At 48.9% G+C, this 19,304-nt stretch carries 16 protein-coding genes, 3 tRNA genes, 1 other RNA gene and 1 other annotated feature; of the genes, 15 read left to right on the top strand and 5 right to left on the bottom strand.

Annotated elements, in window-relative coordinates:
* Positions 1–302 precede the first annotated feature (302 nt).
* Positions 303–1,766 (top strand): IMP dehydrogenase, encoded by a 1,464-nt coding sequence (gene guaB, locus KNP64_RS14500; protein ID WP_034781919.1) that lies wholly within the window; start codon positions 303–305, stop codon positions 1,764–1,766.
* Positions 1,767–1,810: 44 nt separating this feature from the next.
* Here the strand turns inward: guaB and KNP64_RS14495 are convergent, their stop codons facing one another.
* The 3 genes from KNP64_RS14495 to pdxR form a co-directional block, all read right to left on the bottom strand.
* Positions 1,811–5,239 carry an alpha-amylase family glycosyl hydrolase gene (locus tag KNP64_RS14495; RefSeq protein ID WP_214794125.1) on the bottom strand — a complete coding sequence of 1,143 codons (3,429 nt, stop codon included), beginning with the start codon at positions 5,237–5,239 and terminating at the stop codon, positions 1,811–1,813.
* Positions 5,240–5,377: 138 nt separating this feature from the next.
* Positions 5,378–5,992, bottom strand: a complete 615-nt coding sequence (locus tag KNP64_RS14490; RefSeq protein WP_214794122.1) for a class A sortase — start codon at positions 5,990–5,992, stop codon at positions 5,378–5,380.
* The gene (pdxR, locus tag KNP64_RS14485; protein ID WP_214794118.1) at positions 5,989–7,392 is read right to left on the bottom strand and encodes a MocR-like pyridoxine biosynthesis transcription factor PdxR; all 1,404 of its coding nucleotides are present in this window, start codon (positions 7,390–7,392) and stop codon (positions 5,989–5,991) included. The genes KNP64_RS14490 and pdxR overlap by 4 nt, the downstream gene beginning before the upstream one ends.
* A gap of 284 nt (positions 7,393–7,676) precedes the next feature.
* Here pdxR and pdxS point away from each other — a divergent pair, with 284 nt between their 5' ends.
* The 8 genes from pdxS (at position 7,677) to KNP64_RS14445 (ending at position 13,701) form a co-directional block, all read left to right on the top strand.
* Complete coding sequence (pdxS, locus tag KNP64_RS14480; protein WP_214794115.1) at positions 7,677–8,567, top strand: pyridoxal 5'-phosphate synthase lyase subunit PdxS; 891 nt, start codon at positions 7,677–7,679, stop codon at positions 8,565–8,567.
* A 1-nt stretch (position 8,568) separates the two neighbouring features.
* Positions 8,569–9,147 (top strand): pyridoxal 5'-phosphate synthase glutaminase subunit PdxT, encoded by a 579-nt coding sequence (pdxT, locus tag KNP64_RS14475; protein WP_214794112.1) that lies wholly within the window; start codon positions 8,569–8,571, stop codon positions 9,145–9,147.
* Positions 9,148–9,234: 87 nt separating this feature from the next.
* A complete protein-coding gene (locus tag KNP64_RS14470; RefSeq protein WP_371815367.1) occupies positions 9,235–10,479 on the top strand; it encodes a D-alanyl-D-alanine carboxypeptidase family protein in 1,245 nt (414 codons plus the stop codon).
* Positions 10,480–10,497: 18 nt separating this feature from the next.
* Positions 10,498–10,705 (top strand) — a binding site (T-box leader).
* A 52-nt stretch (positions 10,706–10,757) separates the two neighbouring features.
* Entirely contained in the window at positions 10,758–12,041 is a 1,284-nt protein-coding gene (gene serS / locus KNP64_RS14465) for a serine--tRNA ligase (protein WP_034781898.1), read from the top strand.
* Positions 12,042–12,196: 155 nt separating this feature from the next.
* Positions 12,197–12,287, top strand: a tRNA-Ser gene (locus tag KNP64_RS14460).
* Positions 12,288–12,326: 39 nt separating this feature from the next.
* Positions 12,327–12,417: transfer RNA gene (locus KNP64_RS14455), tRNA-Ser, on the top strand.
* Between the two features lie 29 nt (positions 12,418–12,446).
* A tRNA-Ser gene (locus tag KNP64_RS14450) sits at positions 12,447–12,536 on the top strand.
* Between the two features lie 166 nt (positions 12,537–12,702).
* Entirely contained in the window at positions 12,703–13,701 is a 999-nt protein-coding gene (locus KNP64_RS14445) for a hypothetical protein (protein WP_214794109.1), read from the top strand.
* A 42-nt stretch (positions 13,702–13,743) separates the two neighbouring features.
* Here KNP64_RS14445 and KNP64_RS14440 read toward each other — a convergent pair whose 3' ends face one another.
* Complete coding sequence (locus KNP64_RS14440; RefSeq protein ID WP_021065290.1) at positions 13,744–14,415, bottom strand: deoxynucleoside kinase; 672 nt, start codon at positions 14,413–14,415, stop codon at positions 13,744–13,746.
* The gene (locus KNP64_RS14435; protein ID WP_034781893.1) at positions 14,412–15,047 is read right to left on the bottom strand and encodes a deoxynucleoside kinase; all 636 of its coding nucleotides are present in this window, start codon (positions 15,045–15,047) and stop codon (positions 14,412–14,414) included. Before KNP64_RS14435 ends, KNP64_RS14440 begins: the two co-directional genes overlap by 4 nt.
* Positions 15,048–15,168: 121 nt before the next feature.
* On the opposite strand from KNP64_RS14435, the gene tadA reads away from it, so the two are divergent.
* From tadA to KNP64_RS14405, 6 genes are all read left to right on the top strand, one after another.
* Positions 15,169–15,669: a tRNA adenosine(34) deaminase TadA gene (tadA, locus tag KNP64_RS14430; protein ID WP_034781890.1), complete on the top strand. Its 501-nt coding sequence runs from the start codon at positions 15,169–15,171 to the stop codon at positions 15,667–15,669.
* Positions 15,670–15,722: 53 nt separating this feature from the next.
* An RNA gene (gene ffs, locus KNP64_RS14425) (signal recognition particle sRNA large type) lies at positions 15,723–15,991 on the top strand.
* Between the two features lie 94 nt (positions 15,992–16,085).
* Positions 16,086–17,762, top strand: coding sequence for a DNA polymerase III subunit gamma/tau (gene dnaX, locus KNP64_RS14420; protein WP_214794106.1), 1,677 nt, complete (start codon positions 16,086–16,088; stop codon positions 17,760–17,762).
* A gap of 15 nt (positions 17,763–17,777) precedes the next feature.
* A complete protein-coding gene (locus tag KNP64_RS14415; protein WP_034781885.1) occupies positions 17,778–18,095 on the top strand; it encodes a YbaB/EbfC family nucleoid-associated protein in 318 nt (105 codons plus the stop codon).
* 22 nt (positions 18,096–18,117) lie between these two features.
* Positions 18,118–18,717, top strand: a complete 600-nt coding sequence (recR, locus tag KNP64_RS14410; protein WP_021065285.1) for a recombination mediator RecR — start codon at positions 18,118–18,120, stop codon at positions 18,715–18,717.
* A complete protein-coding gene (locus KNP64_RS14405) occupies positions 18,714–18,938 on the top strand; it encodes a YaaL family protein (RefSeq protein ID WP_034781883.1) in 225 nt (74 codons plus the stop codon). Before recR ends, KNP64_RS14405 begins: the two co-directional genes overlap by 4 nt.
* The last annotated feature ends 366 nt before the right edge of the window (positions 18,939–19,304 follow it).

Here is a 19,304-nt window from a genome sequence, read left to right as displayed (position 1 = left end):
GCGCCGAAAGTAGTTGGGGGTCTCCCCCTGTGAGGATAGGACGTTGCCAGGCCAACGCGAAAGACGATCAAGCATCCGCTTGGTCGTCTTTTTTTGTGGATTGTCATTAAATTTTTTATTCGTAAGCGACACATACAATCTAATTCCGAACATTAAAAGATGAAAGTGAATGAAACGAACACAATTCTGAACTTTCTGAACATCGTGAATTGAATTGCACTTTCGCTCTATACCTGTTACCATTACAGAAATATTTCGAAACAAAGATTCGGGTCCGATAGGGAAAGGGGCAATCGATTTTTATGTGGGAAAACAAGTTTGCAAAAGAAGGATTAACGTTTGATGACGTGTTACTCGTACCGCGCTTTTCAAATGTCTTGCCAAGAGATGTGAGTTTGAGCACTAAACTTTGTGAAGGTCTAGAGTTGAACGTACCAATCATCAGTGCAGGTATGGATACGGTCACAGAAGCACCGATGGCCATCGCTATGGCACGCCAAGGCGGTCTAGGAGTCATTCATAAAAACATGTCGATGGAGATGCAGGCAGAACACGTCGATCGCGTTAAACGCTCGGAGAACGGCGTCATCACAAACCCATTCTATTTGACGCCTGAGCGTCAAGTGTACGATGCAGAGTACTTGATGAGTAAATACCGTATCTCAGGTGTTCCAATCGTTAATTCGGAAACCGAACGCAAATTGATCGGTATTTTAACAAACCGCGACCTTCGCTTCATTAAAGATTACTCGACAGTGATTGCGGATGTCATGACAACGGAAAACCTCGTCACCGCAAAAGTAGGGACGTCCCTTGAAGAAGCAGAACGCATTCTTCATCAACATCGGATTGAAAAATTACCGCTCGTTGATGATTCAGGTGTGTTAAAAGGTCTCATTACGACAAAAGATATTGAGAAAGTCGAACAGTTTCCGCACGCAGCGAAAGACAAACAAGGTCGCTTACTCGTTGCAGCCGCCGTCGGTGTCACGAAAGATGCCGCATCGCGTGCTCAAATCCTTGTCGATGCTGGTGTCGATGCTTTAGTGGTAGACACAGCTCACGGGCATTCAGCCGGCGTCATTGAGAAAGTAAAAGAGTTACGTGACATGTTCCCGACACTCCCGATTATTGCAGGGAATGTCGCGACAGCCGAAGCAACACGGGCTTTGATTGAAGCCGGTGCATCGGTCATCAAAGTCGGGATTGGCCCAGGGTCAATCTGTACGACACGAGTCGTAGCAGGTGTCGGCGTTCCACAAATCACAGCGGTATACGATTGTGTCACAGAAGCTAGAGAACATGGTGTCACAGTCATTGCCGATGGTGGAATCAAGTATTCAGGTGATATCGTGAAAGCAATTGCGGCTGGTGGTCATGCGGTCATGCTCGGTAGTCTTCTCGCTGGTGTGAAAGAGAGTCCAGGTGAGATGGAAATCTATCAAGGACGTCAGTTCAAAACATACCGTGGAATGGGTTCTGAAGCCTCGATGAAACGTGGAAGCCAAGATCGCTACTTCCAAGAAGCGGACAAGAAATTCGTGCCGGAAGGTATTGAAGGTCGTGTCGCTTATCGTGGCGAGTTGGCAGATACGGTGTATCAACTCATCGGTGGCCTTCGCTCAGGAATGGGTTATTGTGGGGCAGCTGACATTCGGGCGTTACGCGAAGATACGCAGTTTATCCGCATGACAGGGGCTGGCTTGCAAGAAAGCCACCCACATGATGTTCATATCACTAAAGAAGCTCCAAACTACTCACGTTAAACGAAAAACCGTTGTCTCGATTCAGAGGCAACGGCTTTTTATTATTATTTTTTAGCTTTGTTGACAAGAATGACTGTACCGCCATCATCTTGCGCAGGCAAGCTGACCGTGACTTTGCCATCTCGTTTGACCACATAGTTTCGACCACTATAGCGATCGACAAGTTTCGTCTTATACTTAAGGTTCGTTTGGAACGTAATCGTCCGCTTCGCCTCTGTCGTATTCAAGGCAACAAGGATCGAGTCCTTGCCGTGTTTTCGTTCAAAGACAGAATATCCCTTCGCAGACCCACCCGAGATAACGGCCCGTGTTCCTTTGCTAAATACTTTCGAATAGTCAGCACGAATATTGAGAAGCTTCTGGTAGTGCGTGTGCATCGCTTTGCCTTCTCCTTTGACTCGCTTCCAGTCGAAGTCATAACGGTTTTCATTGAACTCGCCTTTATCCATATCCAAGGCATGTTTTCCTGACTGACCGACCTCTTCACCATAGTAGATGACAGGTTGACCTTTCGCCGTCATTTGAAGCGAAGCGGCGACCATGTGTTTTCCTTCATCTCCTCCGGCACGTGATACGAGGAAACCGTCTTCGTCATGACTACTGAGGAACTGTCCGAGCGTCGCTTCATTCGAGAGTTGTGTGTTGCGGTATTGGAGCGCACTCTCAACGTCATCAATATTCCCATTGATGAACCGCTCAGCTTGATATTTGAAGTCAAAGTCGAGTAGCGAATCCATTTGGCCGCTCTGTAAGTAACCGCCCGTGTTGTTTACACTCGCGCCGTAATGTTCTCCAATCATCTTGAAGTCTGGTTTAAGTGCCGTTAACTCGTTTTTGAACGACTTCCATGTTGTCGAATCGACGTGTTTGACTGTATCAACGCGGAAGTAGTCGATAGTGTTACCTTTTTTCGTCTTCGAGCGTTTAACCCAATCTGTCTGCCATTTGACGAGTTGTTCACGAACAGCTGCTTCCTCTGTTTTAAAGTCTGGCAGCCCAGAGAGTGACATTTTTAAATCATCCCCATCGACCGGGTTCGAACGAATCATCCCCTCGAACGCTTTACGTTCCTGATTTGTCGGGAAGTTTGTCGCACCCGTGTCCACAGCTCCTGGTTCCATGCCGTAGCCAGGGTGGTTCAGGACGACGTCGACCATAATCTTGATGCCTCGTGCGTTTGCTTCGTCGATGAGACGATGGAACGCCTTCATATCCCCAAGATGCTCATCGAGTTTTTCGAAGTTTTTCGCCCAATAGCCGTGGTAGCCGTACTGTGAGCCGTCTTTACCGTAACGAAGATCCCAATCAATGTTGTCGACGATCGGTGTGATCCAAATTGTATTGATACCTAACTTGTCCAAATAGTCGAGTTTTTTCGTGACGCCGGCAAAGTCGCCGCCGTGATACGACTCAAGATGGTCTTGGTCGTAGTATTCACCATTCGGGTTATTATTCGTTTTATCCCCGTCATAGAAGCGATCGGTCAGCATGAAGTAAATCCGTGCCTCATCCCAATCGAACTCTTGCTTGTCCTTCATCGAGACCGGGCGGACCGTCAACGATGTTTTCGTCTTATGAACGTTTCCGTATTGGTCGATCGCCGTAATCGTCAAATACTTATTGCCTGGTTTGACAGTATCTTTCACTGCAATCGTCTGTTTGTTCAGTGCCGGGTCTACCGCTAGCTTGGCTGGTCCACCGAGTGGACGGGCATCGATGTACATTTCTCGTAATTGGACACCTTTTGGCAACGTCGGTTTCACCTGGACGACCGCGTTTTCTCGAGAACTAATCGCTTTTGGAGCAACAGAAGCGGTCAATTTGACGTTGGGACGACGATATTCAACCCTCGACGCCTCAAAGTAAGGGTCTTTCACTTCAGTCGTGACACCGTCTTTCGTGACAAGGAATGTATAATCATGCTCCCCTTCCGGCAATTTTACCGTATGACGGAACCATTCGTTCTTCGCTTCGTAAGTCATCGGGTATGTCGTGCCATTGACTTTTAACGCGACGCTGTCGATTTCATCGAGTTGTCCTTCTTCATACAATGCTTTGTCACGGTAGAAGAACGTGACGGCACCATCTTCAAACACGGGCCCTTGAATCGTCGGTACTTGGTGGAACGTTCCTTTTCCGCTCTCGACGACGACCTTTGTGACTCGATCATTGCCGAGTTTCACATAACGGTCTTCCCCGTAACCATCCTTCACAGCCCAATCAGTGCCTTTGCGGATGACAAAGCCTACGTTGGTCGCATCTTTTCCGACCGGGATACGGAAGACGGCACCTTCTTCAGTGATTTTGTATGGATCTACTTGGCCATCTTTGGCACCAGTACTCCACGTCCATAAATTCCAATCGGTATAATCGTTGTCGGCCCGGACGTACAACATCTCGATGTAGCGTTGTGTTTTCCATGGATCGGCGATTTCAGTGATGGTTTTAAATGACGTCGTCAATGCCGGTAACGTCGTGTTCGACAGATTTCCTTTCACAGCGTCCGCGGGAAGGGTCGCGGTATATGTTTGATTCAAGCCGAGTGCTTCGGTCGGTGTGACGGTCACTGTCGATCCGCTCGCTTCAGCCGTGAACGGTACAGCTGTCTCGCCATTCATCAAGCTGATGTTCGAAGCGTCTAACGACACAGGCTCATTGAACGTCCAAGTGATTGGGGATTTGATGTCCACTTGTTCCGATTGATTGGCCGGTGTGACTGCTGTCACTTCGAGTTGACTGACCGTCTCGACACCGCTTAACGTGAAGGCTGGGCTATATACCGATTGTGTCGACGGAGTAGCCGAAACGTTCCAACTATCGGCGACTTTGTTGGCCGAATTACTTGGAATCGTGTCGAACGCACCATGCTCGGTAGCGTTATTCCCACTGAGTACCGTGAGGACCCGAACGGTATCCTCGTTGCTTAGGCCAAGCAGGGACAATGGGATTTTGCCTTCAAATCCTTTCGTGCGGTCAATAGCAAACGAGGCGCCGTTCAAGTTGCTTAAGTTTGCGAGTGGTGTGGATTTACCTGCTTCATACAGAGCAGCTTCTTTTACTGACGTGTCGCCATCGACGCGAAGTAAAATATGATACTGTGGTTTTTTATCGGTTTGGCTAAAGTTGAACGGATAGCCAAGCGGGTTTGTCGCTACGCCTGAATCTTGTTCATTGATTTGGAGGGCGATATTTATGTACTGACCATTGTCGCCCCAGTTCGGGACGTTGTTCGCATCCACATAAAAGTAAAGGTTACGTGCATCGTTCTGCAGATAGACGTCTCCTAAATCGAATCCTTGCCAACCCGCCTGTGGGGATGTGGCGAGCGCTGGCGTGTTCGCCCAATCCGTTTTTAAGCCATCAATCGAGATTGTGGCAGGTTCAGCCAATGCGTTCATCGGGACGCCGGCTTGGATGAGGAGAACGGATGATAAAAGTAACGTGGTCGTCTGTCGTGCCGCTTTCTTCTTCATAAAGCACCTCTTTCATGGAATGTGTCGTCTACAGGGCAACGAATTGTCAAAATTGTGCAAACGGTTTCAGTAATAGTTTAGCTGAATATGTAAGCGCTCACAATATGTTTTTTGAAAAATAATAAAAACGCCTATCGGTTAGAGAGGCGTTTGCTTCACGAAGCGTCCTTTCACAATCAACCGTTCCGTCGCATCGAACGTACACGTGACGAGCGTAATCGTCGGTTCAGTTGTTGGTTCGAGTACATCAACTTGTGTCGGGGGGACAGTCTCTAGGGAAGTAACTTCGTACTGGAACGTGTGCTTCATGTCGGTTACATAGATAGACATGCCGATGTCGAGGGTATGGAGTGGCCCGAACAGTGCGGTCGGGCTTTGCGTATAGTGGCCGGCAAGTGCGTAGTTTCCGGTCCCCATGTGCTGGGACGGATCCATCGTTCCGGCACCGACAGCCAAGTTCTCGTTATCGAGGCCATATAAAATGGGCAGTTCGAGGTTAACATCTGGAATGGAAATGAGACCCAGGGTCGGTAATTCGTGAAACCGATTGCGCACAGTCAATAGTTGTTCCCAAGATAATGGCTCGACGTTTGAAAACTCAAATTCGCCGGTTTCGGGCTGTTTCGGTTGAATCTCGGCGGTCACTTGTTGACTGTTCCACGTCGCGAGTTGATCTTTCCACCACGATTCGGATAACAGGAGTGTACCGATTAATAAGAGGAGACCACCGACGAAATAGCGTGACCGTTTCATCCATCTCTTCCTTTCTCAATGTTCCAACACGACATGAGTGCACTGACGGCAGCGGGTAATACTTCTTCAGATAAGGCGGCAAACCCGAATAAAAGCTGTGGGACCGTATCGCTTGAGTTGATGCGATAATCGGTCATCGCATTGATTCGAATACTCGCGGCTTCGGCCAGACGTTTTAATTCTTCGCTCGACTTTGTCGTTTGGACAGATAGCACAACATGAAGGCCTGCGCTCGCCCCTGTGATGGAGACGATCGGTTCATACGGTTTGAAAGCGGCGATGATGATTTCAAGTTTCCGGCGATACGTCTTCCGCATCCGGTTCAGATGTTTCTCAAAATCACCGGTCGCCATAAATTCGGCCAACGTGTGTTGCTCGAAGCGGGGCACGCTGCATGTGAAGTGACGATAACGTTCCCGGTAGCGATTCAACAGCGGAGGGGGGAGCACCATATACCCGATGCGCAAGGACGGCATCAATGATTTAGAGAATGTGCTCAAGTAGATGACCCGCTCGTTTTGGTCCATGCTTTGCAAAGAGGGGATCGGTTTACCGCTATAACGGAACTCACTATCGTAATCATCTTCGATCACATACGTCTGTCGCTCTGAGGCCCAGTTGAGCAGACGTTGGCGCCGGCTGACCGATAAAATCGTTCCGGTCGGGAATTGATGGGCCGGTGTCACATAAAGGGCATCGATGGCTGCTTGCTCCACCAAGTCGACACGGACGCCGCTCTCATCGATAGGAATCGGGATGAACGTCCGGCGCTGGTGAGCAAACAGTTGCCGAGTCAGCGGATAACCGGGGTCCTCGATGCCGAACGTCGTCGTATCCGGCAGCAGTTCTAACAACTGCGGCAACAGTTGCTCGGTTCCTGATCCGACCACGATTTGTTCGGGAGAACAATGCACGCCGCGCGAATGATAGAGATAGGTCGCAATCTCTTGACGAAGGACGAAATCGCCTTGTACAGAGCCAAGTGACAGCAAATCGTGATGTTCTTCCGAGACGACTTGTTTTAAGTGCCGGCGCCAACGTTCGAACGGGAAGGCGGTCGTATCGATTTGACTCGGATATAAGTCGAAGTCATATGTTTTTTTCACCGGGAGCGGTTCGATGACGCTACTGCCGCGCCGGACGTACAGTTCTTCTTGCGGTAACACGTAGAAGCCTTTGCGTGGCAACGACTCGATGTATCCTTCCGCGAGCAGCTGAGCATAAGCCAGTTCGACTGTCGTTTGTGATACATCTAAAAACTCGCCTAACTTACGTTTGGACGGAAGTTTTGTCCCGGTGGTGAGGGTGTCATCGACGATGGCTTGTCGAATGTGCAAATAGAGTTGTTCATACAACGGGACGCTCGAGTCAGCCTCGAGTGAGAACGTGAGCATATCCATGGTGTGTCCTTTCTAGTCAGCCAAAGAAAAGATAAAGTACGAATCCGATGACGAAGAGGAGCGAGACCATTCCCGTTTTTCCAAAAAAACTGCGCTCATGCGCTTCGTCACGACTGTTCCATTGATCCATTCCATCATCTCCTTTAATCTTTACAACATTCGAGAATCAGGAAATGAAGTCCTTTGTTTAAACTGACCACTTCAAAAAATATAAAACTGGCACTTTCAATATAGTCAAATCAATTTATACTTGCAAGTAGACTAGCTTATTGGAGGGGATTCACTTGGAAAAGAGACAAGTAGGGACAGACAAAGTAAAACGCGGTATGGCCGAGATGCAAAAAGGTGGCGTCATTATGGACGTCATCAACGCGGAGCAAGCCAAAATTGCTGAAGCGGCAGGTGCAGTTGCCGTCATGGCACTCGAGCGCGTACCTTCGGATATTCGTAAAATGGGTGGCGTCGCGCGGATGGCCGACCCGACAATCATCGAAGACGTCATGGGTGCGGTATCGGTACCGGTCATGGCGAAGTGCCGGATCGGTCACATCGCTGAAGCACGTGTCCTTGAATCAATGGGGGTTGATTTCATTGACGAGAGTGAAGTATTGACACCTGCTGACGAAGAATGCCATCTCTACAAACGGGACTACAAAGCACCGTTCGTCTGTGGCGCTCGCGACCTCGGTGAAGCATCACGCCGCATCGGGGAAGGTGCAGCGATGATCCGGACGAAAGGTGAGCCGGGAACCGGCAACATCGTCGAAGCGGTTCGTCACATGCGTACCGTTCAAGCCCAAGTGAAACGCTTGCTCTCGATGAGCATCGATGAAGTGATGACGGAAGCGCGTGACCTGGGTGCCCCGTTTGAAGTACTCATGCAAATCCGTGAAGCAGGGCGCCTCCCGGTCGTCAACTTCGCAGCAGGCGGAATTGCGACACCAGCTGATGCGGCACTCATGATGCACCTCGGAGCGGACGGCGTCTTTGTCGGATCAGGAATCTTTAAAGCGGAGAACCCTGAGAAATTTGCCCGTGCCATCGTTGAAGCGACGACATACCATGATGACTATGAGCGCATCGCACACTTGTCGAAAGGACTCGGCGAAGCGATGAAAGGGCTCGACGTCCGCACGCTCAAACAAGAAGAACTCATGGCACCGCGAGGTTGGTAAGATGACCACGATTGGTGTACTCGGAATGCAAGGTGCGATTCGCGAACACGTTCACATGCTCGAAGCACTTGGTGCGAATACGCTCGTCGTCCGCTCGGTCGATGACTTGAATCGAATCGATGGACTCGTCTTGCCGGGTGGGGAGAGCACAGCGATGCGTCGCTTACTCGATCGGTACGAGTTGCTCGAGCCGTTACGTGAGAATGCGGAGTTGCCGATGTTTGGAACGTGCGCTGGTTTGATTTTGCTCGCGACCGAAGTCGAAGGATATGATGCGCACTTGCGTAAAATCCCAATGACGGTCAAACGAAATGCGTTCGGACGACAAGTTGATAGCTTTGAAGTCGATTTGACTGTCAATGGAATCGACGACACTGTCGAAGCAGTGTTCATTCGAGCGCCGCAAGTCGCATCGGTCGAAGCGAGCGTCGAGGTGCTCGCCGAGGTCGAGGAAGCGATTGTCGCGGTTCGGTATGACAAGTATATGGCCTGCTCGTTCCACCCGGAATTGACGGACGACTTGTCGATGCACCGCTATTTCTTGGACATGGTTGAAGCGACGAAGCGACAACTCGTCTGATTGAAAGGTTCCCTAGCAAATAGGGAGCCTTTTTCATGTGTTTTTTTGCTACACTGTAACGAGATACGTATAGAAAGGGGCAAGACCGTGAGACAAAGATGGATCGGATGGATGCTCGTTTGGGCAATCCTTTTAAATATGATCGTGCCGACGGATGCATCGGCGGCACCTAAAGTTGATGCGACCGGCGTGATGCTTGTGGACATGACGACGGGACAAATCCTGTTCTCACAAGAAGAGGACGCCATGCTTCCTCCGGCATCAATCACGAAGCTGATGACCGCATTTTTAGTCCGAGAAGCTATCGAAGCGGGTGACCTCAGTTGGAACCAGGAAGTGACCCCGAGCGACAAGGCGTTGGCGCTGACTCGAAAACCGGGACTGGCGCGAATTCCGCTCGTCAATAAACCGTATACGGTGAAAGAGCTATACGATGTGGCGTTGATTCGTTCCGCGAACGAGGCAGCGGTCACATTGGCCGAGGCCGTCTCTGGTTCGGAAGGCGTGTTTGTAAAGAAAATGAACGAGCGGGCGACCGAGCTCGGCATGACCCAAACGACGTTCGCCAATGCATCGGGACTTGACTCGGTGTCAGCGGGGCGGCCCGGGGAGAACCTGACCTCAGCCAATGACTTGATGATGCTCGCTTTGGCGTATTTGACGAAGTTCCCGGAAGTGCTCGATGTGACGAAACAAGCGTATGTCGACATCGACGGGATCCGCTTCGAAGCGACGAATCGGATGCTCGCCGGTCGTGATTTGGCATACCCGGGGATGCTCGGTTTTAAAACCGGTACGACCGATGAAGCCGGATACTGCTTTATCGGCGTGTCGACGCGAGACGGACGGACCGTGCTGTCGGTCGTTCTCGGAGCGAAGACCGATCAAGGCCGCTATACCGCCACAAAGGCCCTTCATGACTATGCCTATGGCGATTTCGTCCTGACTCCGATTTTACGGACCGGTGAAATCGTCCCGGCGACGCTCCATGTTGCCGAAGGTGCGGTCGAGTCGGCGAAAGTGCGTACCACATCAGCCTTTGAAGTGCTCGTGGAGAAAGGGCAGGCTGTTCCCGAACCGACGTATGACCTTCCCCATACGAAAGCACCGATTGCGGCCGATCAACAGGTCGGGACCGTCACAATCGAGCCTGCTGGAAGCGTTCGGTATCTCGACGGAGAACAACCACCGAAAGGAACGCTCGTTGCGGCCGAACCGGTCGAGATGGCGTCGTTTTTGACACGTATGACGCGTGCCTTCTCCGACTTTTTAGATGAGATTCGACTCGTGCTCGGAAAACTGAGTCTTGTCGATAGAGTTGAGATGTTGTAAAGTAAAACTAATTCAATGACAGATGCAATGATGGGGAAAAGTACGTTACGGTCATCTACTGACAGAGAGCTAGTGGTTGGTGCAAACTAGTGGGATGATGTAACCGAATCGGCCTCGGAGCATTGGCTTGGAAACAAGTCACGTTACGCACACGTTACGTGCATCGAGTGGCCCGATTTCGGGCAACGAGGGTGGCAACGCGGATCCAAGGTGGTTCGTCCCTTTCCTACGGGAAAGGGGCGTGCCACCTTTTTTATGTGAAAAAGGAGGAATAATGAATGTTAGACATTAAACGATTACGAACAGATTTTGAAGAGATTAAAACGAAGCTTGCTTATCGAGGAGAAGACTTGAGTGCGCTTGATCGTTTCCCGGAGTTAGAAGAGAAACGCCGCAACTTGATCAATGAGGTTGAAGTGAAGAAAGCGAAACGAAATGAAGCGACAAAACAAATTGCGGAATTGAAACGCAACAAACAAGATGCGGATGGACCGATTCTCGAGACACGTCGCCTCGGGGACGAAATCAAATTGCTCGATGAAGAGTTGCGTGAAGTCGAGGCCGAATTGAACTTGATTCTCCTCAGTATCCCGAACATCCCGCACGAATCAACGCCGATTGGAGAAACGGAAGACGATAACGTCACCATCCGTGAAGTCGGAACAAAACCGACGTTCGAATTCGAACTCAAACAACATTGGGACGTCATGGAAGATTTAAAAATTGTCGATGTGGAACGAGCGGGTAAAGTGACAGGCAGCCGGTTTGTCTTTTATAAAGGTCTCGGCGCCCGTCTCGAACGTGCCCTCATCAACTTCATGATGGATATGCATGCCGATGAACATGGCTATTCTGAGGTGCTCCCTCCTTATATGGTCAACCGCGACGCGATGACCGGGACGGGACAACTTCCTAAATTTGAGGAAGACGCATTCAAAGTGGCGGATACGAACTATTTCCTCGTACCGACGGCAGAAGTTCCGGTAACGAACATGCACCGTGACGAGATCATCACGGAAGACCAACTTCCAATCACGTATACGGCGTATAGCGCTTGTTTCCGTTCAGAAGCGGGATCAGCTGGTCGCGACACGCGTGGGCTCATTCGTCAGCATCAGTTCAACAAAGTCGAGCTCGTCCGGTTCGTGAAACCTGAAGAGTCTTATGAACAACTCGAGCTCTTGACGGGCCACGCTGAAGAAGTGCTTAAGCGTCTCGGTCTCCCATATCAAGTGCTCAGCATGTGTACGGCCGATCTCGGCTTCACGGCTGCGAAGAAATATGACATCGAAGTATGGATGCCGGCGCAAGGGATGTATCGCGAGATTTCATCTTGCTCGAACTTTGAAGACTTCCAAGCGCGCCGGGCCGGAATCCGTTTCCGTCGCGAAGCGAACGCGAAGCCGGAATTCGTCCACACGCTTAACGGATCTGGTCTCGCTGTCGGGCGGACCGTCGCTGCGATTTTAGAGAACTTCCAACAGGCTGACGGTTCAGTCGTCATTCCAGAAGTGCTACGTCCATATATGGGCGGTATCGAGAAAATTGAAATGCCTCACTAATGAACAAACCAACCCGTCTGAAACGGATCATTCAGGCGGGATTTTTTTGGTTTTTTTTAATGTTTTTGCACAAAAGGGTTTGACATCTGCTTGCCAAGTTGATACTATAAATCATGTCGAGCGAGATGATTGCTCACCAATTGTATATGAGCTTTGGAGGTGTACCCAAGTGGTTTAAGGGAACGGTCTTGAAAACCGTCAGGGGTGTAATAGCCTGCGTGGGTTCGAATCCCACCACCTCCTCCATTTTTATTTTTGGAGGCTCAACAATTTCATATTTTTTTTGGAGGTGTACCCAAGTGGTTTAAGGGAACGGTCTTGAAAACCGTCAGGGGTGTAATAGCCTGCGTGGGTTCGAATCCCACCACCTCCTCCACTTTCTTTTTTTTACACTTTTTTAAGCCTGGAGTTGTACCCAAGCCCGGCTGAAGGGGACGGACTCGAAATCCGTTAGGAGTCGTAAGGCTCGCGTGGGTTCGAATCCCACCAACTCCGCTTGTTTTGGCATCTGCATGGGCAGATGCGTTTTTTTATGGTCGTAGACTCCGGTCTGCGGCTTTTTTTGTTTGTGGCAATCCGACGAAATCTGGCTAAGCCGCGCGTAAACCGGGAATCTACATAGAGTAGACTATAGTGGCGCGTAAGGAAGGAGATGAGCGTCATGGATTGGATTGAGATGTATATCGATGAGGTCGTACGGCATGTTCCTCCGAAACGGCGCGAGGAGGCGGCTACCTCGATTCGGCAATCGATTGAGCTGGCATTGCCCGAACATCCGACTGAGGCGGACGTGAAACGAGTGTTAGAAGAGATTGGGCATCCAACCGTCGTTGCCGCACGTTATAAGGAAGGACAGTATGTCATCGGACCACGCTTTTTCCCAATGTATGTGACCGTAATTAAACTTGTCGTTCCAATCGTCTTAGCTGTCGTTTTCTTCGGTCTCGTGTTGTCTAGCATGCCGACGTTCTCAGGACCGCTTATGCCGACGATCGGCACATTTTTGACGAACATGTTCGATGCGCTATGGGAGGTCGGGATTCAGCTCGTGTTTTGGATTACGCTCGTCTTCTTTTTGATTGAGCGCTATGCACCTGATGATGTACCGGCGCCAGATATGAAATGGGATGTGTCCAAGCTGAAAGAACGGGTGAAGGGCGGTCGAATCAGTAAATTTGACGCAGGGTTTGGGTTGTTTTGGACAGCTGTGTGGTTTGGCGTGTATATTAACGCCGAACAGTTACTAGGGATTTATGAATCTACGAACGCGGGGTTCACGATGATCACCCCCATCTTCAATCAAACGTTCCTGATGGATGTGATTTGGTTATTTGTGACCGTCATCTTGCTTCAAGTCGTACTTGGGGTATGGAAATGGATGAACGGACATTGGACGTATGCGCTCGCTTCGTTTAATTTGATCTACAATATTGCCTCGGCAACGTTCATCATCTGGATGGCCAGTTCCCCACAGTTACTCGACCCGCGATTTTTGAACTGGATCGAGACGAACGTTCCGAACGGCGTGCTCTCGTTCGATTGGGTATTTGGATTGGTCGTCGCCATCACGATTTTGGCAGCAGTGTTTGATTCCATCGACGGTTTCCGAAAAGCTCGGAAGACGCCGACGTACCGGAAACCTCATATCGCCCACACATAAAAAGAAGGTGCACCGCTCAAGCGAGCGGTGCACCTTCTTTACTTATCTGACTTTCGCTTCGCGAGCGATCGTCAATTGTTTCTCGATTTTCTCCAAGATGAGTTCAACCGAGTTAGGGTCATTGATCAAGTCATACTCTTCGATTGAGAGACGAAGTACAGGGCAAAGGTTGAAGTTGTTGATCCACTCCGTATAACGAGCGTACATCTCTTCCCAATATGTGATCGGTGTTTGTTGTTCCATCTCGCGCCCGCGCATTTGAATGCGGTCGAGTACTTGCTCGAATGAGCCTTCAAGATAAATGAGAAGGTCAGGGTGTGGGAAGAATGGTGTCAGTACCATCGCTTCAAACAAACTTGAGTACGTCTCGTAGTCGGTTGGAGACATCGTCCCTTTCTCATAGTGCATCTTGGCAAAGATGCCAGTATCTTCGTAAATCGAGCGGTCTTGGATAAAGCCGCCGCCGTATTGGAAGATTTTCTTCTGTTCTTTGAACCGTTCAGCCAAGAAATAGATTTGAAGGTGGAAACTCCAACGCTCAAAATCATGATAAAATTTATCGAGATAAGGGTTCGTGTCTACTTTCTCAAGTGAAGTGCGGAAGTTGAGGGCATCGGCAAGTGAGTTCGTGATCGTTGATTTACCGATTCCGACCATTCCACCGATCGTGATGATCGTATCGTTCGGAATGTTATATTTTTCATTCAGCGTCATTTGATTTTTGCTCCTTTAGTCAATTCTAATTCACGTTCGATCGTCGAGAGGACGTGCGTCAAATCATCCGGATTTTGGACGAAGTCGAGCTCATCTCCGCTAAACGAAAGAATCGTCACTTCGGGATGCGTCGCGCGGTATGATTCGATAAACGTTTCATAATCATGAGCGAGCTGTTCGAGGTAATCGCGAGACATGTTCTCTTCTACTTCACGTCCACGCAAGGCGACACGTTTCATTAACGTCTCGATGCTGGCGTGTAAGTAGATGACGACATCAGGTTTCGGCATATCGTGTGTCAAAATCTTATAGATTTGCTCATATTTGTTCAAATGAGCTGGTCTCAGGGAACGGTGAGCGAAAATTAAGTTCTTGAAAATATGATAGTCAGAAACGACGGATTGCTGTTGACTCAAGTGGTGTTTGTGGATATCGTCTAATTGCTTGAAGCGATTGCAAAGGAAGAACATCTCCGTTTGGAAGCTCCATTCGTCGATATCTTCATAAAACTTGCCGAGAAACGGATTCTCTTCTACAATTTCATTCAGCATCTGCATTGAAAAGTGCTGACTGATGATATGGGCCAGTGACGTTTTCCCGACACCAATCGGTCCCTCTACCGTTATAAACATATGATGTCATCCTCCATTATCCAAAGTGCAAGTTCCATTCTAGCATACAATGAAGTGGATAGGGCGAGCGAAATGATTTTCATTTTTTTTCATAATAAGTGATTAGAAACGGAGTGTGTATATGGAACGAGATGAACGATTTATGAGGCTTGCCATTGAAGAAGCAAAGAAGGCGGAAGCAATCGGCGAAGTCCCGATCGGATGCGTCATCGTTAAAGGTGATGAGGTGATTGCCGTCGGTCATAATCGTCGGGAAACCGACTTGTTGGCAGCGGCCCACGCCGAGATGATTGCGATTGAGCAGGCAAACCAGACGCTCGGCAATTGGCGTTTAGAGGATTGTGAACTGTTCGTCACGTTAGAGCCGTGTCCGATGTGTGCAGGGGCCATCGTGCTGTCTCGTGTGAAGCGGGTCATCTTTGGTGCCCACGATCCGAAGGGTGGATGTTGCGGGACGCTCATGAACCTCGTCCAAGACGAACGCTTCAACCACCAAGCTGAAGTAACTGAAAATGTTTTAGCAGAAGAGTGTGGGGAGTTGCTAACGATCTTCTTCCGAAACCTTAGAGAACGGAAGAAGCAGGCGCGGCTTGAACAGAGAGGTTGCAACCCATCTGATTAAACAGTATAATGTAATAGCACTCAACGTAGTGCCTAACTTCATTTACCCATTTGCCGTGCTAGGCGGGGAGGTAGCGGTGCCCTGTAACTCGCAATCCGCTATAGCGAGACTGAATTCCGATTCGAGGGAGTGCATTGGTGTGGCCTGTCCTCGTGTAAGTGGCGTTGACGTCTGAGTCCTGCGCAACGGTCACCCATGAACCAGGTCAGGTCCGGAAGGAAGCAGCCTTAAGTGGTGACGTACCGTGTGCCGCAGGGGTGCTTGGGCCGAGCAAACTGCATGAGTAACGCACATTGACGTGCTTTCAGAAATCGGTGCGCGGCAGATTTATTTAATAACTTCAATCTACGGCCCCAGGGTTGTAGATTTTTTTGTATGATGAAATAGAGAATGTAAGGAAGAAAGGAGGCGGGGACATGGCGTATCAAGCGTTGTATCGGGTTTATCGTCCGCAGTCGTTCCAAGAGGTTGTCGGTCAAATTCATATCACACGCACGATTCAAAATGCGTTGCTTGAGGAACGAATGTCACATGCCTATTTGTTCTCAGGTCCACGAGGGACCGGGAAGACAAGTCTGGCGAAAATTATCGCGAAAGCCATCAACTGCGAGACGGCGCCTACACGAGAGCCGTGTAATACGTGCCCGACTTGTATTGCAATCACGGAAGGGACAAGCCCGGACGTGTTTGAAATCGATGCGGCTTCAAACAACGGGGTCGACGAGATTCGAGAAATCCGGGATAAGGTCAAATATCCGCCTTCTCAAGCTCGCTTTAAAGTATATATTATCGATGAAGTGCACATGCTTTCTACGGGGGCATTCAACGCCTTATTGAAAACGTTGGAAGAACCGCCGGCGCATGCCATCTTTATTTTGGCGACGACAGAACCGCATAAAATTCCAGCAACTATCATCTCGCGTTGTCAGCGTTTTGATGTGAAACGGCATGAAGTCGGTCAATTGCAGACACGTATGGCATATATCTTGAACGATCAAGATTATGACTATGATCCAGAGGCGCTCAAGCTGATTGCCCGTGCTGCCGATGGTGGGATGCGCGATGCACTCAGCCTACTCGATCAAGCGCTCGCTTTTAGCGATGGCCGTTTGACCGAAGACGCTGTGCTAGAAGTGACCGGCGCGGTGACGGATGATGCTCTGCTCGATATGGCTTACGGCTTACAGCAAAAGCAACTTGATCAAATTTTGACTACGTTGGAAACGATGCTGCGTGAAGGTAAGGATTTGAAGCGATTCATTGAAGATCTCGTATTCGTTCATCGTGACGCCTTACTATTAAAGGCCTCACCTCAAGCGGTCGATTTACTCGAACGCGCTCGTCCGACAGAGACGTTCCGACAATTTGTTGAAGCGACGTCGACAGATGAGCTATTCCAAGTGATTGAAGAGTTGAATGATTGTCAGCAACAGATGCGATTATCGAATCATCCGAAAGTTTTGGTAGAACTAACGTTTATTCGTATCGCCGAACAAGGGCGGACGATGACAGAACAGATGAAACAACTTCAAGCGCAGGTCCGTGAACTGAGTCGCGAGTTGAGTGAGGTCAAAAAAACGGGAGTCCCTGCAGCGGAAGCAACAACAGAGAAACCTAAAGTTGCCAAGCGAACTCAAATTCGAGTCCCGAAGGAACGCATCCGTCAATTATTGCAACGAGCGGAACGACAGCATTTAAACGCAATACGTGATAGCTGGGAAGATATCATGGGGAATATCCGAACGCAGGATGGTCCAATTTTTGCACTATTCTATGAGAGTGAGGCTGTGCTTTGTGCTAGTGACACCTTACTGGTACAATTTAAAGATGGGATGACGTGGCACTACGAGCAAGTTAGCTCGAACGGTCGCACGCGAGACGTGATTGAACAAGCCTTGTTTGAAGTGACGGGAATTCGTCGAGAAATCATGGCCGTACTAGAGACCGATTGGGTTGAGTTGAAGAATGAGTTCATCCTTCGTAAACAAGCTGAACGTTCGGATCATAAAGAAGAGGAAGTGGTTGAAGAAGATCCACTTGTCTCGAAGGCCGTTGAACGTTTCGGTGACGTCGTTGAAATTGAAGAAGTTTAAAAGGAGGCGCTCTACATGCGTGGAATGGGAAACATGAACAATATGATGAAGCAAATGCAGAAAATGCAAAAAGATATGGCGAAAGCTCAAGAAGAATTGAAAGACTTGACTGTTGAAGGTACGGCAGGTGGCGGCATGGTAAAAGTTATCGTCAGTGGACATAAAGAAGTGCTAGATGTCATCATCGCTGAAGATGCTGTCGATCCAGATGACGTCGAAATGTTGCAAGATCTTGTTTTGGCAGCAGTTAACGACGGGATGAAGCAAGCTGACCAACTCGTTAATGACAAAATGGGACGTTTTACGCAAGGGATGAACCTTCCAGGCTTTTAAGTGAAGAAAGGAAAGATGTGAGTTGCAATACCCTGAAGCGATCGGACGTTTGATTGAAAGCTTTACCAAATTGCCGGGCATTGGTCCGAAAACTGCCATACGTCTAGCATTCCACGTATTAGATATGGAAGAAGACGATGTGCTGACGTTCGCTAAGGCTCTTGTCAGCGCTAAGCGTGATATTAAATATTGTACGGTATGCGGGCATATTACAGATGTTGACCCATGCGCGATTTGTACGGATTCCCATCGCGACGAGACGGTGGTCTGTGTTGTTCAAGATTCTAGAGATGTGATTGCGATGGAGAAGATGCGAGAGTATCGTGGGAAGTACCATGTCTTGCATGGGGCGATTAGCCCAATGGAAGGGATTGGCCCTGAAGATATTAACGTATCGAGTTTGTTGACGCGCCTTCAAGAGAATGAAGCGATTAGTGAAGTGATTTTGGCGACTAACCCGAATATCGAAGGGGAAGCGACTTCAATGTATTTGTCCAGGCTGTTAAAACCGACTGGGATTCGTGTAACGCGTCTGGCGCACGGTTTACCTGTAGGCGGCGATTTAGAATATGCGGATGAAGTGACCTTATCAAGAGCGATGGAAGGTAGACGCGAACTATGAGATGGTTTCGCAAACCTCTCCGAGACGGATATGACCAACGATTTTTGTTAGAGCTGTTAGATGCTAAGGCGAAGTACGAATCGAAACGTCACATACTTGAAGTGAGTATCGAAGACACTGGGGAATTAGCAGCGCAAGTTAAACAAGCGGAAGCATTGTACTTCTTTTATTTAAAAGAGGCGAAGCAACGCAAAGTTTCACTTTCGAATTTAAGATCGTAAGGCGAGATATTCCATCTCGCCTTTTTATATGCCGAATGGTTAGGTCCATTCAACGGTCACTTTTTTCTCTATATAATGAAGGAACTAGAAACGCGTTCATCATTTCCTACAAAAAACGCAGAGACTGAAAAATAATTTAAAGTTTTTCTGAAAAAGTTATTGTGCATTTAAAGTTTTATTGATATATTAATAGACGTCGCCGAGAGCGGTTTTAAAAATCTAAAAAAGATATTGACTTCTCGTTAATAGCTTGTTAAGATATTTAAGTCGCCAAGAACGACAGACGAACTTTGAAAACTGAACGATGAGGCAAAAATAAGTTTTACAATTTTTGAATGAAGCGCAAGCTTCGTCATTTTTAAAGAG

The organism is Exiguobacterium sp. s64 (genome assembly GCF_018618035.1).
GTDB classification, from domain to species: Bacteria; Bacillota; Bacilli; order Exiguobacteriales; family Exiguobacteriaceae; genus Exiguobacterium; species Exiguobacterium mexicanum_A.
The sequence above is the reverse complement of the archived record's forward strand: the minus strand, read 5'-3'. Positions and strand labels throughout refer to the sequence as shown.

What these genes read in the sequence shown, in the direction of transcription:
- KNP64_RS14435 (WP_034781893.1), bottom strand. Translation starts at nt 15,047, where the DNA reads ATGTTTATAACGGTAGAGGGACCGATTGGTGTCGGGAAAACGTCACTG.
- tadA (WP_034781890.1), top strand. Translation starts at nt 15,169, where the DNA reads ATGGAACGAGATGAACGATTTATGAGGCTTGCCATTGAAGAAGCAAAG.
- pdxR (WP_214794118.1), bottom strand. Translation starts at nt 7,392, where the DNA reads ATGGATATGCTCACGTTCTCACTCGAGGCTGACTCGAGCGTCCCGTTG.
- guaB (WP_034781919.1), top strand. Translation starts at nt 303, where the DNA reads ATGTGGGAAAACAAGTTTGCAAAAGAAGGATTAACGTTTGATGACGTG.
- pdxT (WP_214794112.1), top strand. Translation starts at nt 8,569, where the DNA reads ATGACCACGATTGGTGTACTCGGAATGCAAGGTGCGATTCGCGAACAC.
- serS (WP_034781898.1), top strand. Translation starts at nt 10,758, where the DNA reads ATGTTAGACATTAAACGATTACGAACAGATTTTGAAGAGATTAAAACG.
- KNP64_RS14405 (WP_034781883.1), top strand. Translation starts at nt 18,714, where the DNA reads ATGAGATGGTTTCGCAAACCTCTCCGAGACGGATATGACCAACGATTT.
- KNP64_RS14495 (WP_214794125.1), bottom strand. Translation starts at nt 5,239, where the DNA reads ATGAAGAAGAAAGCGGCACGACAGACGACCACGTTACTTTTATCATCC.
- KNP64_RS14415 (WP_034781885.1), top strand. Translation starts at nt 17,778, where the DNA reads ATGCGTGGAATGGGAAACATGAACAATATGATGAAGCAAATGCAGAAA.
- KNP64_RS14440 (WP_021065290.1), bottom strand. Translation starts at nt 14,415, where the DNA reads ATGACGCTGAATGAAAAATATAACATTCCGAACGATACGATCATCACG.
- KNP64_RS14490 (WP_214794122.1), bottom strand. Translation starts at nt 5,992, where the DNA reads ATGAAACGGTCACGCTATTTCGTCGGTGGTCTCCTCTTATTAATCGGT.
- KNP64_RS14445 (WP_214794109.1), top strand. Translation starts at nt 12,703, where the DNA reads ATGGATTGGATTGAGATGTATATCGATGAGGTCGTACGGCATGTTCCT.
- dnaX (WP_214794106.1), top strand. Translation starts at nt 16,086, where the DNA reads ATGGCGTATCAAGCGTTGTATCGGGTTTATCGTCCGCAGTCGTTCCAA.